Origin of the sequence: Uliginosibacterium gangwonense DSM 18521 (assembly GCF_000373965.1) — a bacterium.
Classification (GTDB): domain Bacteria; phylum Pseudomonadota; class Gammaproteobacteria; order Burkholderiales; family Rhodocyclaceae; genus Uliginosibacterium; species Uliginosibacterium gangwonense.
In genome coordinates, this window is record NZ_KB892846.1 from 24,677 (window position 1) to 40,958 (window position 16,282).

The 16,282-nt window shown below is 54.0% G+C and carries 15 protein-coding genes; 10 read left to right on the top strand and 5 right to left on the bottom strand.

What is annotated here, in order from left to right:
- Positions 1–8: 8 nt before the first annotated feature.
- From lysS to B145_RS0111615, 3 genes are all read left to right on the top strand, one after another.
- Positions 9–1,523: a lysine--tRNA ligase gene (gene lysS / locus B145_RS0111605; RefSeq protein ID WP_018607502.1), complete on the top strand. Its 1,515-nt coding sequence runs from the start codon at positions 9–11 to the stop codon at positions 1,521–1,523.
- 433 nt (positions 1,524–1,956) lie between these two features.
- On the top strand, positions 1,957–2,907 hold the full coding sequence (locus B145_RS0111610) for a hypothetical protein (RefSeq protein ID WP_018607503.1): 951 nt from the start codon (positions 1,957–1,959) through the stop codon (positions 2,905–2,907).
- A gap of 11 nt (positions 2,908–2,918) precedes the next feature.
- A complete protein-coding gene (locus B145_RS0111615; RefSeq protein WP_018607504.1) occupies positions 2,919–3,491 on the top strand; it encodes a hypothetical protein in 573 nt (190 codons plus the stop codon).
- Between the two features lie 678 nt (positions 3,492–4,169).
- On the opposite strand, the gene B145_RS25370 is transcribed toward B145_RS0111615, so the two are convergent.
- From B145_RS25370 to B145_RS0111635, 4 genes are all read right to left on the bottom strand, one after another.
- A complete protein-coding gene (locus tag B145_RS25370; RefSeq protein ID WP_018607505.1) occupies positions 4,170–5,093 on the bottom strand; it encodes a type 2 periplasmic-binding domain-containing protein in 924 nt (307 codons plus the stop codon).
- 634 nt (positions 5,094–5,727) lie between these two features.
- Positions 5,728–6,162 carry a ProQ/FINO family protein gene (locus tag B145_RS0111625; RefSeq protein WP_018607506.1) on the bottom strand — a complete coding sequence of 145 codons (435 nt, stop codon included), beginning with the start codon at positions 6,160–6,162 and terminating at the stop codon, positions 5,728–5,730.
- Between the two features lie 390 nt (positions 6,163–6,552).
- Positions 6,553–7,023 (bottom strand): hypothetical protein, encoded by a 471-nt coding sequence (locus B145_RS0111630; RefSeq protein WP_018607507.1) that lies wholly within the window; start codon positions 7,021–7,023, stop codon positions 6,553–6,555.
- 253 nt (positions 7,024–7,276) lie between these two features.
- Positions 7,277–7,831 carry a flavodoxin family protein gene (locus B145_RS0111635; RefSeq protein WP_018607508.1) on the bottom strand — a complete coding sequence of 185 codons (555 nt, stop codon included), beginning with the start codon at positions 7,829–7,831 and terminating at the stop codon, positions 7,277–7,279.
- Between the two features lie 142 nt (positions 7,832–7,973).
- Here B145_RS0111635 and B145_RS0111640 point away from each other — a divergent pair, with 142 nt between their 5' ends.
- The 6 genes from B145_RS0111640 to B145_RS0111675 all read left to right on the top strand — a co-directional run bounded on the left by B145_RS0111640 (position 7,974) and on the right by B145_RS0111675 (position 13,923).
- Positions 7,974–8,411, top strand: a complete 438-nt coding sequence (locus B145_RS0111640; RefSeq protein WP_018607509.1) for a winged helix-turn-helix transcriptional regulator — start codon at positions 7,974–7,976, stop codon at positions 8,409–8,411.
- Positions 8,408–8,914: a DUF2314 domain-containing protein gene (locus B145_RS0111645; protein WP_018607510.1), complete on the top strand. Its 507-nt coding sequence runs from the start codon at positions 8,408–8,410 to the stop codon at positions 8,912–8,914. The genes B145_RS0111640 and B145_RS0111645 overlap by 4 nt, the downstream gene beginning before the upstream one ends.
- A gap of 122 nt (positions 8,915–9,036) precedes the next feature.
- The gene (locus B145_RS0111650) at positions 9,037–10,323 is read left to right on the top strand and encodes a DUF1615 domain-containing protein (protein WP_018607511.1); all 1,287 of its coding nucleotides are present in this window, start codon (positions 9,037–9,039) and stop codon (positions 10,321–10,323) included.
- A 565-nt stretch (positions 10,324–10,888) separates the two neighbouring features.
- On the top strand, positions 10,889–12,556 hold the full coding sequence (locus B145_RS0111665) for a pectate lyase family protein (protein WP_026259066.1): 1,668 nt from the start codon (positions 10,889–10,891) through the stop codon (positions 12,554–12,556).
- Positions 12,557–12,684: 128 nt separating this feature from the next.
- Positions 12,685–13,296, top strand: a complete 612-nt coding sequence (locus B145_RS0111670) for a cysteine hydrolase family protein (protein ID WP_018607516.1) — start codon at positions 12,685–12,687, stop codon at positions 13,294–13,296.
- Between the two features lie 114 nt (positions 13,297–13,410).
- Positions 13,411–13,923, top strand: a complete 513-nt coding sequence (locus B145_RS0111675) for a hypothetical protein (protein ID WP_018607518.1) — start codon at positions 13,411–13,413, stop codon at positions 13,921–13,923.
- A 280-nt stretch (positions 13,924–14,203) separates the two neighbouring features.
- Here the strand turns inward: B145_RS0111675 and serS are convergent, their stop codons facing one another.
- On the bottom strand, positions 14,204–15,490 hold the full coding sequence (serS, locus tag B145_RS0111685; RefSeq protein WP_018607521.1) for a serine--tRNA ligase: 1,287 nt from the start codon (positions 15,488–15,490) through the stop codon (positions 14,204–14,206).
- Positions 15,491–15,747: 257 nt separating this feature from the next.
- On the opposite strand from serS, the gene B145_RS0111690 reads away from it, so the two are divergent.
- Positions 15,748–16,008 carry a hypothetical protein gene (locus B145_RS0111690; RefSeq protein WP_026259067.1) on the top strand — a complete coding sequence of 87 codons (261 nt, stop codon included), beginning with the start codon at positions 15,748–15,750 and terminating at the stop codon, positions 16,006–16,008.
- Positions 16,009–16,282 lie beyond the last annotated feature (274 nt).

The window sequence follows — 16,282 nt, forward strand, 5'->3', positions numbered from 1 at the left end:
AATTGACCATGTCTGAACAAAATACGCCCGCCGCAGAAACGCCCGCTCAGGACGAAAACCACATCATCGCGGAACGCCGCGCCAAACTCGCAGAATGGCGCAAGAGTGGCAAAGCCTACCCCAACGATTTCCGCCGCGAAAACTTCGCAGGCAAGCTCCACGCCGCCTACGGCGACCACAGCGCCGAAGCCCTTGAGGCCGAACCGGTCTCCGTCACCGTTGGCGGACGCATCATGCTCAAGCGCGTCATGGGCAAGGCCAGCTTCGTCACCATTCAAGACATGTCCGGCCGCATCCAGCTCTACATCACCCGCGACACCGTGGGCGAAGAGGTCTATGCAGACTTCAAGACCTGGGACATTGGCGACATCGTCGGCACCACCGGCGTGCTCTTCAAGACCAAGACCGGCGAACTCTCCGTCAAGAGCGAAAACATCCGCCTGCTCTCCAAGTGCCTGCGCCCCCTGCCGGACAAGTTCCACGGCATGGCCGACGTGGAAACCCGCTACCGCCAGCGCCACTTGGATCTGATCACCAACGAAGAATCCAAGAACACCTTCATCGCCCGCAGCAAGCTCATCTCTGCAGTGCGCCGCTACATGGATAACCACGGCTTCCTCGAAGTCGAAACCCCCATGATGCACCCCATCCCCGGTGGCGCCTCCGCCAAGCCCTTCATCACCCACCACAACGCGCTAGATCAACAAATGTTCCTGCGCATCGCGCCTGAGCTCTACCTCAAGCGCCTCGTCGTGGGCGGCATGGAAAAGGTCTACGAGATCAACCGCAACTTCCGCAACGAAGGGCTATCCCCACGGCATAACCCGGAATTCACCATGATTGAATTCTACGAAGCCTATGCCGACTACCGCACCCTTATGGACTTCGTTGAAGGCCTGCTGCGTTTCTCCGCCCGCGAAGCACTCGGCACCGAACACTTCACCTACCAAGGGCGTGACCTGGACCTCTCCAAGCCCTTCGACCGCCTCACCGTCGTCCAGGCCGTCATGAAGTACTGCCCGGAATACACCGAGGCACAACTGACCGACGCCGCCTGGCTCACTACTGAACTGCAAAAACGCAAAGCCATGCCAAGGGGCGAAGTCGGCCTGGGGGCTATGCAATTGGCGTTTTTCGAAGAAACCGCCGAAGCCCAGCTCTGGAACCCCACCTTCATCATCGACTACCCCGTCGAAGTCAGCCCGCTTGCCCGCGCCTCCGACGCCAACCCCACCATCACCGAACGGTTTGAACTCTTCATCGTCGGCCGCGAAATCGCCAACGCCTTCTCCGAGCTGAACGACCCCGAAGACCAAGCCGCCCGCTTCCAGGCACAAGCCAAAGCCAAGGACGCTGGTGACGAAGAAGCCATGTACTACGACGCCGACTACATCCGCACCCTGGAAACCGGCCTGCCCCCCACCGGCGGCTGCGGCATTGGCATCGACCGCCTGGTCATGCTCCTCACCGACAGCGCCGCCATCCGCGACGTGATCCTCTTCCCGCAAATGCGATCGGAGTAACATTTTAGACCGTTCAAGCGGTTCGCCCCCTCAAAACCCGCACAGCACAACGCTGTGCGGGTTTTTTTTGCCCCATCTTCTTCGTTTGTTTCCATCCGCATCGTCATAGGATATTTTGAAGGCTATCGAAACAAATAACGTGACACCTACCCGACTTTCCCCTTGACGATTGACTAAATATTAATGCAGCATGAATGGTGGGAAACTGATCAAAGCCGACGCACAGCAATGCGAGCCAAAAGCAATCATTCGACGGCGGCAAAGGAAGCGATGAGCAAAGCGAATTGTTCTAAATGGATTAGGTTCATCTTCGTAATTGAGGACTTGGGCTTGCCGTTACGCGTGACGTTCGGCGCAGTTTGCTACGAACATGGGATGAAAAAACATATAAGAAGTTGTAGGCTATAAGAAAATTCTCAAATGGGAGGGGAATATGAAAAAAACTGAGCGCTTAGTGTTGTTTTACGATCTTATCATTGATGCTGAATCTCGAACCTTTAAAGCACCCAAACCAATTTCAGTTAGAAAGGCATTTCAACTGATAGAACTAGTTCCAATTGAACAGCGCATCAAAGAAATGTCTAAAGGGCGGGAACAGCTCTATGTATCTGACTGGAAGCAGGACGGTAATATTATTAGTATTTTAGTAAATAAGTCAGACAAAGGAATGTCTGATCCCGTTTTCACTATCCCAACGGAACATAAACGCCGTACAGCAGAAAAGCAGGAAAAAGAAGGACAAGATTTTTCTGTTCATATAATTGTGCAAATTCCTCAAAATGATTTGGAACCTGCTTTGGTGTTGATTGAATATTGCACTGGACTTGGTATATTTGTTGTCCAACGGTTATTCAATCAAATTCTTTATGACGCCAAAGCGATTGCTCCGCAACAATTTGAACAGAATCATCCCGACGGCTCTGTTGACAATGAAGGCAAACCGAAAAAATATAACGTTAATTTCAAATTCGGGTTTGAAGGTCATATTTCGGACGATCTAAAATACGATTTAGATAATGGAAAAATTCAATCCATTGAACTTATTACTGAAAAAGAGAAATACACCAGTATTGATGAAGATGGATATATTCAAGAAAAATGCAAAATATTAGCATTGACTTTAAAGGATGAAGATCGGCCGATAAAAGATAAATGCAGTCGAATAACAAAGGTACTTACTGGAAAGAAAGATGACTATAGTCGTGCGCGTATCAAGTTCAAAACGCCGACTGGTGTAGATAGAACCGTAGAATTCGATACTGATGACGCTTCTGCACAGGGATATGTTAAAAAAGAAAAGCTAGATAGCTTTGGATTTGATTTGAAATCATCCTATGATTGTTTTTGCGATGCAATTCTTGAAAAGATGAAAGAACTTTTGTAGCTGGAGGCATAATGTTTAAACATTTGCTTAGTCCTCTATCTTATCTATACATTGAACATAAACAAAAATGGATAGTAGACTGGGGTTATCCGCTAGTTGTCGCTGCACTATCAACTGGTCTATTGTTTTGGCTAAAAGAGTACGGCAATATTCCACTTTATACTGATGGCGCCGTAATCTCTAAGATTCTTGGCTTTGTTCAGGGATTACCTGGTTTTTATATAGCTGCGCTCGCTGCTATAGCTACGTTCAATAAAACTGACATTGATAAAACCATGCCTGCACCTGCACCAAAGATCGATATCGTGGTACAAGGCCAAAAAGTTCCAATTGAACTCACCAGAAGAAGGTTTCTTTGTTCAATGTTTGCTTTCCTGACAGCAGAAAGTATTATCTTGATAATGCTGGCTATCCTTGGTCAGGCAATCTACCTCCCAGTAAAGAACATCATTTCCACAAAGTTTCATGTATTATTTTCTATTTCTTACATGATGTTTTTCTTTTTTGTTTTTTGGCAGATGTTGATTACTAGTTTTTGGGGGCTATTCTACCTTGGGGATAGGCTGCATCAACCTGATCAATAAATTTTAAAATAACCATGTAGGAGGGTTAGGCGAAGCCGTAACCTGCGTGTGACAGGACACAACGATCAGCCCAATCGAAGCCACAGGCGTAGGTATCAAAACAATACGATACAGCGCAAAAAAAACCATCAAACAAATCATAAATGCCAAGTCAACCGTTATCCCGCGCGGGTTTGGGTGCCAACCCTCGCCCTACATGGCTAACCCCCACGTAATAGCAAGTACCGGTCTGCCAACAGGGGTTCTTGACATGAAATTTTGGGAATGCAGAAACTAAAAATATTTTCCCAATGGCTTAACACGTCTACATTTTTGTGAGCATTTTTGTTTTTGCTGTTAGTCATGAAAAGTATGATGGCTATTTGTGGATGGCTTTTGTCATACTGCTTCCCGTTGTTCTGTTGTTGGCTATTATTCCTGCTTTTGCCTATGTGTTTATAGGGAGGCGAGTAGGGGAGGATTCAAAATTGTTCTGGCTATTTTCATTTTTGCCATATTTGTTTTGTTGTTACTGGCGGATACAAAAACGGGGTTTATGTCTTTGTGAACTTGCTTAGCAAACTTAGCTTTTGATCTGACGCGTAAGGTGGATTCGAAGCAGCGCGACAGTCCGCCTTAGCGGTTCGGGAATCAAGCCCTTTTGCCGCTGTTACGTAGGTCTCACTAGCGCAACGGTTACTACTTGGCAGACATTGCCTGCTCCGGGTTGATGAAATATTTCCGGTAGTCAAAATCAATCCTGTCGATATTCGGAGTGGAGAGGTTGAAGATGCGGCGGTTTTTCAGCTTTACGAAGCTGACGCTTTCTGCATAAAATCTGCGCCACTCTTTTTGCAGGGAGCCATCTTGATGGGCCAGATGCAGGCCTTTGGAGATGCGTTCAAGCAATGCGGAGTTTTTCTGGTTGCTGATATAGAAGCGTGGCAGGGGGTAGCGCAAGGCCATTGAACTATCTATGGTGAGCCCTGTGACATTGGCATGATCTTGCCATTCTTCCATCGCTTCATTGATGCCTCGACAGTACAAATCAATGCGATTGCTGGCCACCATCAGATAGCCGCTTTCGTGGTTGCTCAATTCTTCCACCTTGAAGCCACTGTGGCGCAAAACTGCAACATCTGCCCACCCGGAGCCCTGACCGATAGTGAATTTTTGCAGGTCAGCCAGTTTTTTCGCCCGGCGCACCGCTTCTTTGGCATTTGGGGAGACAAAACAGACGCGATATCCGGTTACGCCGTATTCGATTGGAAAATTGGCGTAGCGCAAGCCATCGTCAAGCATCTTGTTTTGGAATGAGGTGACGATCAGCTGGTTGGCAATCCGGTTGGCCTTGATTTCCAGCAGCGCACGGGCGGTATTCATCACTGGCGTATTCTGGATGCGGAAGTCGCCATATTCTGATCGGGTTTTCTCCAGCGCCAGGGCCAGAACAGCCCCTGCATAGCTTGTGCGCGGATCTTTGACGACCTGGGTTGCCGTCAGCATCACTGTCGTCACTTCTGCCTGACATATCTGCCCGGGCCCCATCAGCAGAATGAGCACCCAGATCCGGGAGGCATGGCGTAAACCGCATGTCAAGCTGGCAGTGCAGGTCAGAAACATGGGTGGCTCTTTGCAATTTACGGTTTTACACAATCTTAGGGCATACGAGGACCAAATGTCCTGCCTTTTTGGGCAAGTTTATACTAGGGATGCCCCTTATGTGGAAAGCGCTTTGCGGGAGGTACTTAGCTTAAAATATAGAACATGAGCGCTTACGAAGCGCTACTCCCATTCTTCATCAATCAGATATTTGAGTCGTGCGGGGGGTGCATGAACGCTACCTGCCCACCCGAGAAGAAAGCCCGGAGCCGCTGTGCGGCGCTTAACAGCCGGGGGTTAATACTATGAAAATCATATTAAAAGCCAAGAACGGTTTAACTCAGTGAATATCTATCAAATCCGTCATACACACCAAAATCAATATTAGAATTGATGTTTTTGGCATAATAAATATCCTGACCGATTGCGTTTGGTCAGACACCCGCTATCCCCGGTATCCACATCGGAAACATTGGCCTCAATCCATACCTTTTTCAGGGTTTGGAATGCTTTGCTATGTAGCCCTGTTCTGGAGAAGAGGCATCAGCCTACCCGCGCCGCGCCGATCCACCCACGCACCTTGTTCTTGGTGAGGGGGTTCGGGATTTCATCGCCGGGGCGCGGTCAAGCGGCTCCTTCGAGCCACTTGGCGGGACTATTTGCGGGAGAATTTTTCCTGGAGCTTGCTGAGTTTTTCTGCACGCTGCTGTTCGGCCGCTTCGGCGGCCTTTTTGGCGGCTTCGGCGGCAGCCTCCGCCTTGTGTTGCTCAGCACGGCGCTTGAAGTATTCGCGCAACAAGTTGGCAGCCAGCTCACGCTGCTCCTCGCTCACGGCGTCGGCATTGCTGCCGTCTAGATTGAAGCGCACAGTAGCCGATTGCAGCGTCTTGAGGTAACGCACCGATTTGGTGTGCATGCCCAGGGCAGAACGAAGCAGCTTGCGGTTGATGTCCGGTTGCTGCGCAAGCAGTTGCTTGTCGATGCCAATGGCCAGCGGGGCATAATCGCGGAGCACCTGGAATTGTTGCTGGAGCGCCTTGAGCAGGTCCCGTGCTGTCTGGGCGGGGGCTTGTGCGGTAGATTCGGACATTATTTATATCGTTCAAAAAGTGCAGAAAATGTTTTGCTTTCGCTGTGCCAGCACGCTTACGGCCCATTCCAGGCCCGCAGGCGACACAAACGAGCAGCGATTTTACCCCAATGGCAAATAATGTGAGAATTTTGCGGCAAACCCCCACTGTACACTACCAACAGCGCCTCCCCTGTCAGCTGGCGCTCTGCGCTGTTCCTGCTGATAGAAGGAGGTTTCAGGCGTTCCTGCATCTACCGTGCCTGCCCCTTCTGCCCGGTTTTCCGATATAGCCGGAAAACGCTTTTGAGAGGCCCGATCGCGTGGTCGCTGGATTTGGTGGCAGGATCAGAACCCGTATCACCGCAATCAGGATTCGCTTGACTCATTGATATCCGCCACGCATGGCCGCTATTTGTTGAGCTTGACGCCTTTTTCCTGAGCCAGCTTCATGAAGTCTTCCATTCCCTGGCGCAGTAGCGTCTGCCCGTTCGTGATCTTGCGGGTGGCGCTGCCCAGTTCATCCTGACTATTATGCAGCATGGCTGCCTGGGCTTCCGCCGCGCCTTCCGCTGCACTCTTGAACCCACCGGTGATGGCTTCGCTGATCTTGCCTACTTCTGGTGTCTTGGCTTTGAAGTCACCCAGCATTTTGCTTTTGTCATTCATCAGGGTGACCAGTTCGCCCAAAATGGCAGCTTTCTCTTCATTGGTTTTGGCAACAGCGGTGCGTTCGTTGAGCGATGCCATGGTTGGGGCAACATCCTTGAAAGCATGATTGCCTACGGTATTAAAGGCCTCAATATCAGCCACAACAGGGTCTTTGCCACAACCCACCAGGGCAAAAACCGCGACAAACAGTGCGAAAAGAAAACGTTTCATTGATACGCCCCTGACAATGATGCTTGGATGATGTGGGATGAATGCCTTTAACCACAGCTGCGACGCATTGTAGGGCAAAACATGGGGCTCGCCGCAAACGGCTGTCGGCCTTTACGGTGGCCCTCCTCCGGCTGCCATGTGTTTAGCGATGTGGGTCATCCTCCTTGAAGTGGTGGACGCGTGGAGTGCCAGACATGAAAAAACCGCGTCTCCCTGATCTGGGTAGACGCGGCCTGGGCAAGACAATGAGCGATCAGGGGCGCAGGCGGGCCGTCACCGCAGCAATGCGGGCACCATATTGCTTGGCCGTTTCCAGGTCTCCTGCCGAAATTTCATCCACGCTGGCATCCGCAGGCGACTGCACCAGCAGCCCGACCGAACCGCCCATGTTGTTGACGTCATTGCGTGTAGCCGCCTTGGAGTTGGCGGGCAGCAAGCCGAGGCTGACCCAGATACCACCGTGCTGGGAAGCCAGCGTTTGCAAGGAGATCAGCGTGACCGCCTTGTCACCATTGAAGCTTGCGCTGTTGGTAAAGCCGCCGAACACCTTGTCTTGCCAGGCGCGGGTAAACCAAGCCTTGGAGGTGGCATCAGCAAATTTCTTAAACTGCCAGGGAGCAGAGCCCATGTAGGTAGGGGCGCCGAAAACGATGGCGTCGGCAGCGGCCAGTTCATCCCAGGCGGAATCGGGCACATTGCCTTCGGCATCAATGGTGATCAAAGAGGCACCTGCGCCCTGGGCAACGTGCTCCGCAACACGGCGGGTATGACCATAACCGGAGAAGTAGACAACAACAATCTTGCTCATTGAGGGTTTCCTTTTTGTTGATTGATAGTGAGAAGCGGCGTCTAGACACCCACTGGAGGTTTCCTGCGGAAAGATGGTATCTTTTGCATACTACCCGCCGCAAGAAGGCACTTTCAGCCCACTAGATTACCTATAGGAAACCATGCACGCATCGCCCCTTCCCCCTTCAGCCCACCAAGCGCCTCAGCCGACCTATAACGTCTACGCCAGTAACTGCCCCGCCCGCATGGTTCTGGACCGGCTGGCAGACAAATGGGCATTGCTGGTCATCGGACGATTGCGGGATGGCCCCGTGCGCTTCAACCAGCTACGACGCAATGTGGAGGGTGTCTCGCAAAAGGTGCTCTCGCAAACCTTGAAGAAACTGGAGCGCGATGGCTTGGTTCTGCGCTGCGTGATCGGCTCGACCCCCGTCACGGTTGAATACTCCCTCACCCCATTGGGTTGGACGCTGGCGGAGCTGATCGAATCGCTTTCCGCCTGGGCCGAATCGAACATTGAAGCCGTATTGCACGCGCAGCAAGCCTACGATGCGCAGCACCACAATCCACTCTCGGAGCAAGGAAGCACCCCATCATGAACACCCACCTGCTCCTGATGATCTGCATCGCCGCACTGGTCATCTGGGTCGGCATACGTCTCTTCAGGCCACGGACCGACTATCAACCCCTGCTCACCGAGCCCGACGACCCGCTGATGCAGGATGCCTTCGCTCAGGCCCGGGCCACGCTGGAGCAATTCCGGACCCTGCTTGGCGCCCCGCACAAGCACGCACTGGTCAAGCTACGTTTCTCCAGCGACAGCGAACAGGTCGAACACATCTGGGCCGACGTGTTGGCGCAACCCGTGGCGGATGAACTGGAAATCAGTATCGCCACGGCCCCCGTCAGCCACAAGGGCAGATTTGAACGCCGGTGCACATGCCGTCTGGATGAAATCGAAGACTGGCAGCTCACCGACATGCAAGACAAAATCCACGGCGGCTTCAGCCAGCGTGCCATGTTCGCCATCGCCCGCCGTGACGGCCTCACCCTCCCGAGAAGCCTGCAAGCCTTGGAAAAGCACTACGCCAGCCAAGGCTGAATGATCCTGTCGACTCAAACTTTCCAAACGTCTTTGCCCTCCATCAATTGAAAAACCGTTCCACTCAACAACTTGGACTATCATTCCGCCACGCTGCCGCTGGCGGATTTTGAGATGGATTTATGAGCAAGCAATATCAGGGATTTTGGCTTCTGGGGGTTTTGGGGATACTCACTGGCTGCGCCACCACTACACCTGCCCCCGTCGTGGAGCGCACGCCGGGGCAGAGCAGCGTCGCAACAAACCTACCCCCGGCTACGGCATCAGGCCCAAGCGCAGCGTCAGAAGCCAGCACCCAGAACCTGCTGGTACAAACACCGCCAGCCATCACCAGCACGGTGCTCCCCCCCCCCACAACGGTTTCCGCGCCACCGCCGAGCGTTACCCCTGCAAAACCGGTGGACAACCGCGCCTTGCTCAACCACCTGCTTCCTCCGCGCATTCCAGAGCGCAATGGCTGGGCAGACGATATCCAGAAAGCATTCCTCACCCTCAAGCTTGAGCAAAGCACCGAAAACTACTGCGCTGCGATGGCCGTGATCGAACAACTCTCCAGTTGGCAATCCGACCCGGTCGTGCCTGACCTGGGCGATAAAGTGTGGATGGAAGTTGGCGCCAGAGCTGCCAAGTACCACATCCCGCTTTTCACCGTCAAAGCCGCGCTCTCTGTTCCCCTGCTCGACGGCAGCAGTTTCAAGGCCCGCATTGATGCGCTGCGCACCGAGCGCCAGATGAACGACCTGTTTGAAGCCATCGTGGGCGAGGCCCCGCAGTTAGCCAAGCGCTTTGGCATCACCAACCCCATCCGCACAGGCGGGCCCATGCAGGTCAGCGTGGAGTTTGCCAATGAGCATGTCCACAGCCAGCCCTACCCTTACCCCATCAAAGGCAGTTTGCGTAAGGAGGTATTCACTCGGCATGGCGGAGTCTATTTTGGTATCGCCCATCTGCTGCAATACCCCGCCCCCTATACCAACATGATATACAGATTCGCCGACTACAACGGCGGGCGCTACAGCAGCCGCAATGCGGCCTTCCAAACCGCCTTGGCGAAAGTGAGCGGCGCACGCGTCGACCCCGATGGCGACCTGCTCATCTACCAGAACGGACAGCCTGCCCGCTCCCAAAGCAGCACTACGCGAGCGCTATTGAAACTCGCCCCTAAACTAGGGCTCACCAAACAACAGATCATGGCCGATATCCGCCAGGAAAAAACAAGCACCCTGGGCCAGACGCCCACCTACCAACGCGTCTTTGCACTGGCCGACAAGGCCACCGGGCACCCCGTACCTCGTGAAGCCTTGCCACAGATCCACCTGCAAAGCGTGAAAATCAGCCACAATCTCACCACACAATGGTTTGCTGAAAAGGTCAATGGGCATTACCAGCAATGCCTGGCACGGCAATAACGTTTTGTTCAATACACCATAATGAAAATGGTGAAATAGGCGAAGACATGAATGCTATAGCAATAACTCATTCTACATAAGCCCAAACAAGGCCTCATTGCTTGCACTACGCGAGGACATCCGCCAAGGGGCTATCCGGCAACTTGCGCCACTGGCTTGGGCATGGCATTCGACCCGAATGCCTCTCTTCTTCGCCCGTGGAATACTCTTGCGCGGAGCCTTGTCGTTCTCCCCATCAACATTGCGACGGCCTTTCGCATAGCTGTAGCACTTCTGATCCTGGGGTGTCATTCCAGATTTCCTCCATACAGAAATGGGTAGGCAAGGCTGAGCCGATCCATCCAATCTTGCCACACCAACCGTTCGTCGGCTCGTTCATAGGGGAGACTGCGCGTCTGGCACATGCCTCCTGCGCCCTCCCATCTGCCAGGCAAGCTTCTCTATCTGACATCTTCCCGATTTTCAAAATTGATGTTACCGTTGCCACCACTTGCTCGGTCTCAGCAATTCAGGCATGGATATACCGTCCTGCCTATATCTAAAGAACTATATGGAGGAGGTACAGATGATACATGCGGCAAAAAAGTGGAGCAGCCTTGCAGCCATCGCAATGCTCGCCAGCTTGGCAGCCTGTGGTGGTGGAGGCGGCAGTTCCTCGGATTCCTCATCCAGTGCAGGGACTTCATCGACGTCATCTTCCAGCACCTCTTCAGGTTCTTCCGGTTCTTCTTCAAGCTCCTCCGGCTCTTCATCCAGCAGCACAATTTCGTCGCTGGGCGCAGATGGCTGGGCGGGTTACGGCAGCAATAACCTCAGCACGACCGGCACCACGGGTGGTGACGGGGCCATAACAGCCAAAACCTATACGGTGGCCTCCCGTGCCGACCTCATCCAAGCGTTGTATGGCGGCACCGCCACCTTCAACACCAATGGCAGCATTGCCAGCGGCACCTTGGATGCAAGCAAGAAGATCATTTACGTTTCCGGCACCATCGACTTGAACCAGGATGCCAGCGGCAATGAACTGACGGCGGACAGCTACATCACCTATGCCAACGCAGGCAGCACCACCTGCAAAGGCTACGGCTACACCACGGCAGATGCAATGTGGACAGCCTACTACGCAGCTTACAAACCCAGCGTATGGGGCACCGCCGCAACGGGTGCAGGGGTGGTGAGCGGCACGCCTGAATCGGCACGCGCCTGCGCGGCCAATATCCAAAAGAAGGTGGTGGCAATCAATGTGCCATCAAACACTTCGATTATCGGCGCAGGCAGCACCGCCAAGATCATCCACGGCAACCTGATTCTGGGTTCAAGCAGTGCAGCGGTCGACAACATCGTGATTCGCAATGTCGCCTTTGAGGACGCCTTCGATTTCTTCCCGCAATGGGACCCAACCGATTCGACTACCGGACGCTGGAATTCGAACTACGATCTGATCTCTGTGCTCTATGCCACACACGTATGGATCGACCACAACGAGTTCTCCGATGGCACCACGCGGGTCGACCACAACTATCCTTCTGTGTGGAATGAAACATATAGCGGCACCGATTACACGGCCAGCGAGTTCAAGGTACAGCACCACGACGGTCTGGTAGATGTGACCAAGGTAGGCAACTATGTGACGATGTCGTACAACAAGTTCCATGATCACGACAAGTCCTTCAACCTGGGCGGTACCGATACGGCAAGCCTCACCGCCGAACACCCCGGCGTGCTCAACGTGACCTTCCACCACAACTACTTCCAGAATCTGCGCCAACGGCAAGCCCGCGTACGTTATGGCATGGTGCACCTGTTCAACAACTATTACGAAGCCACGCTGGACACCAGTGTCAATTACCCCTGGCTGGTGGGTTGGACGGTGGGCCAAGGCGGCAAGATCCATGCAGAAAATAATGCTTTCGCAATTTCTGCCGGAACTTCCAGTGCAAGCGTCGCTAACCTGTACGGCACATCAATCAGCAGCAGCAAGATTACCAGCTGCGCCAGCCTGAGCGGGATGAGTACCGCACTGTGTTCAGCCTATTTCTATGACAGTGGCACCTTGCTCAACGGCAGCGCCGTCGATGTGGCCTCGGCGCTGGTGGCCTCTTCCAACCTCGTCACCACGGGCAGCAGCAGTGCTAGCTATTGGACGCCCGGCACCTACTACAGCTATACCCCAAGTGCAGCCTCAGGGCTGGCCAGCAGCATCCCCAGCGCAGCAGGGGTTGGCAAGCTGTAAAACGGAGTTTTGCCTGACACTCAGCCCACGCCACGGCGTGGGCTTTTTTTATGGGCAATCCCCTGTTGAGTCCTCCAGCCCCTGAGCGCACAATACAGCCCCCCCTTCACATGCTGGAGCATGGCCCGATGAAGCAAGCACTCTTGGTGATCGATGTACAACAAGGCTTGTTCGATGCCACACCCCGCCCCTTTGAGGCCGATGCAGTGGTCAGCCGGATCAACATGCTCAGTGGCCAGGCACGCGCGGCACATGTGCCAGTCATCTTCATCCATCATGAAAGCCCGGGCAGCCCGCTCGAATTCGACACGCCTGCCTGGCAATTGGAACGTGGGCTCATCGCCCAGGAAGGAGATCTGCATGTGCGCAAGCGCACGCCAGACTCTTTCCTGCGCACCGAACTCGAATCCACTTTACGTACCCTTGAAATCCAGGAACTCGTTATCTGCGGATATGCCACGGAATTCTGCGTGGATACCACCACCCGGCGAGCACTCGCGCTAGGCTACCCCGTCATACTGGTGTCCGACGCCCATACCACGCACGACAAACCGCATGCGGGAGGTGGGCAGATTCGCGCCCACCACAACGCCACGCTATCCAACATCGCCAGCTTCGGCCCTCGCGCCCGAACCATCCCCACGGCGGAATTGATCTTCACGTCCCGACGTCCCGACACCCATAAGCCGCCTCACCTCGCCATCACCCCAACACATCAAGCATCTGGCGCATGCGGTTAGGTGCCCGGACTGAAATCCGGTGGTCGAATTCAGCACAGATGCAGCCATCCGCACGCTGCAGCTAAAGTAAAATCCTGCAACGCCAATATTGAGAATTTGACTAGAAACCGCATCATGCCAAGAGCCTACAACATTTCACGCTGCCTCTGCCTTGCGCTAGCCCTGTCCCCCCATGTCGCACTGGCGGCCACACCAGAAGTCTGGCCGACCCGGATTGATTGCGGGGGCATCCGTTTTGAACTCACCAGCTACTGCACGCCATCCCACGCGGAAGACAGTCTGAACGAATGCACGCGCCAAACACTGTCGATTCCTGCCCGGCAACAAAACATTGCACTCCCCAATCCCGACAAAAAGGGAGCGCGTACCTTCAAAGCAGCTCATGCTCATGGCGTTGCGTTATTTGTTACCTCCGCCCAATGCGCCTTGCTTGAAGGCAAACCCTACCTGGAACTGAATTACTCTACCGGGGGTGGTCACAACGCTTATGACGAGTTCGTGGAGTTCTATGACGCATCTCTCAAACCCATACACGATGAAGGCAACAGCGCACTGATCAATGCCATCATCAAGAGTGCAGACCGAAGCAAGAGCATTGAAGTCAAATCAATCATGCCCTCACCATAGATTGGAACACATCAAGCGCGATCTTCTTGTTTGCTGCGCTTCGATAAACTGCTCATACGCACCAACAAAACCATCTGCCATGTGCCAACCACCACCAGGAAGGCGCTGCACATCAAAACTGGCAGGGGCACACTGACAAAAATGATAAACGTATGATCAGGAAATATTCAGTGCATCATTGGCCTCAGACAAGCAAGCCTTCAAACACAGAGACAAAAAAATCGGCCCCTGGTCAGGGGCCGATTGCATGGGGCGATGCCCCCTATTCCATTGTTCCAACTCAGGCAGGGCGGATCACTTCCAAGCCAGCCATGTAGGGGCGCAAGGCTTCGGGCACCACCACCGAGCCATCAGCCTGCTGGTAGTTTTCCAACACGGCCACCAGAGTGCGGCCCACAGCAAGGCCCGAACCGTTGAGCGTGTGCACCATCTCGTTCTTGCCTGCTTCGTTCTTGTAACGAGCCTGCATACGGCGAGCCTGAAAGGCTTCGCAGTTGGAGACCGAGGATATTTCGCGGTAAGCGTTTTGCGCAGGCAGCCACACTTCCAGGTCAAAGGTCTTGGCAGCGGAAAAGCCCATGTCGCCGGTACACAGCGATACCACCCGATAGGGCAGGTTCAAGCGTTGCAGCACAGCTTCCGCGTTGGTCACCATCTCTTCCAGCGCGGCATAGCTGTCTTCCGGCTTGGTGATGCGGACCATTTCCACCTTGTCGAACTGGTGCTGGCGGATCATCCCACGCGTATCACGCCCGGCAGCCCCGGCTTCCGAGCGGAAACAGGGCGAATGGGCGGTGAGCTTGAGCGGCAGGTCTTCAGCCTTGAGAAGGGTGTCACGCACTGTGTTGGTCAGCGAGATCTCGGAGGTGGAGATCAGGTACTGGGTACGCGAGCCATCCCCGCCCCGCTCCACGCGGAACATATCTTCGGCAAACTTGGGCAGCTGGCCCGTGCCATAGAGCACTTCCGGATTCACGATGTAAGGGGTGTAGCACTCGGTGTAGCCGTGCTCGCCGGTCTGGATGTCCAGCATCAGCTGGGCGATGGCACGGTGTAGACGGGCCACATGCCCCTTCATGAAGGAGAAACGGGCACCAGCCAGCTTGGCACCCGTATCGAAATCCAGCCCCAAGGGGGTGCCGACATCAACGTGATCACGCACCTCAAAGTCAAAGCTGCGCGGCGCACCCCAACGGCGCACCTCCACGTTGCCGGATTCGTCCTTGCCCACCGGCACGGATTCATGCGGCAGATTGGGGATACGTGAGAGGAAATCGTTGAAACGTTCTTGCAGCGCAGCCAGGCGCTCTTCGCAAGCCTTCAACTCATCGCCAATGCCTGCCACCTCAGCCATCACAGCGGAGGCATCTTCACCTTTGCCCTTGAGCATGCCGATCTGCTTGGAGAGCGTGTTACGGCGGGATTGCAGATCCTGGGTACGAGTCTGGAGCTGTTTGCGTTCATCTTCCATGGCCTGGAAGGCTGCCACATCAAGCGGGAAATTACGCACCGCTAGGCGCTGGGCGACGGTATCGAGCTGAGTACGAAGCAGTTGGATATCAAGCATTGGGAAACCTGTTATTAGAAAAATCCGGGGTCAATAAACACCGAACAAATTGTGCAATGCGAAGATTACCACGTTGGCAGCCCCTGCGAATTGATGCTGCATCATGGATTGACTCAAACTATTGGCTGCTGCAATGGCACATCAAACAATGTATAGGCAAAGACCACTGGCAATCTGCCGCCTGTCCGCTAGCCTGAGAACAAAGGGGCCGCACATAGGCTCCATACCAAAACCCCCAGACAGAGGCCAAGCGCACCATGTTGACATTGAAAGACTGCATGGACTATTGCGACATCACCGACGAGGAGGTGGAACTGTTCGCCGAGCATGAACATATCCCTTCCGAGATTGCGGGCCAGCTTGTCTGTGGCTTGGTGCAGACAGAGGAAGGGGTCACTGTCGTCTCCCGCTGCCTCTCGGATATCGTCTCGGACGCCATGACGCGTGGCCGCCTGGACAAAGCAGAACACGTGTTACACGTGTACGCGCAGTTTCGTTCTGCGCACCCGCTCGCATAGCGATCCCGCGACTCTCGTGCGCGACGATCCGGCCTAACATTGGCAAGTGAGCATCAGGGCAACTCAAAGCGCCCACCCACGATCAGTTGGCCCACACCAACTGATCGTGGGTCCCCCATCCTGCCTTCACCACGGCCATGCCATGGCAGTACCATAAAATTCTATCGACATGCACCTCATCACCCATATTTTCATATAAAAATGGCGCATGCATCTGCTGCAAAATCTCAATTCATTGATTCCCATGCGAGCAGCCTTGACACACCGCCGTACC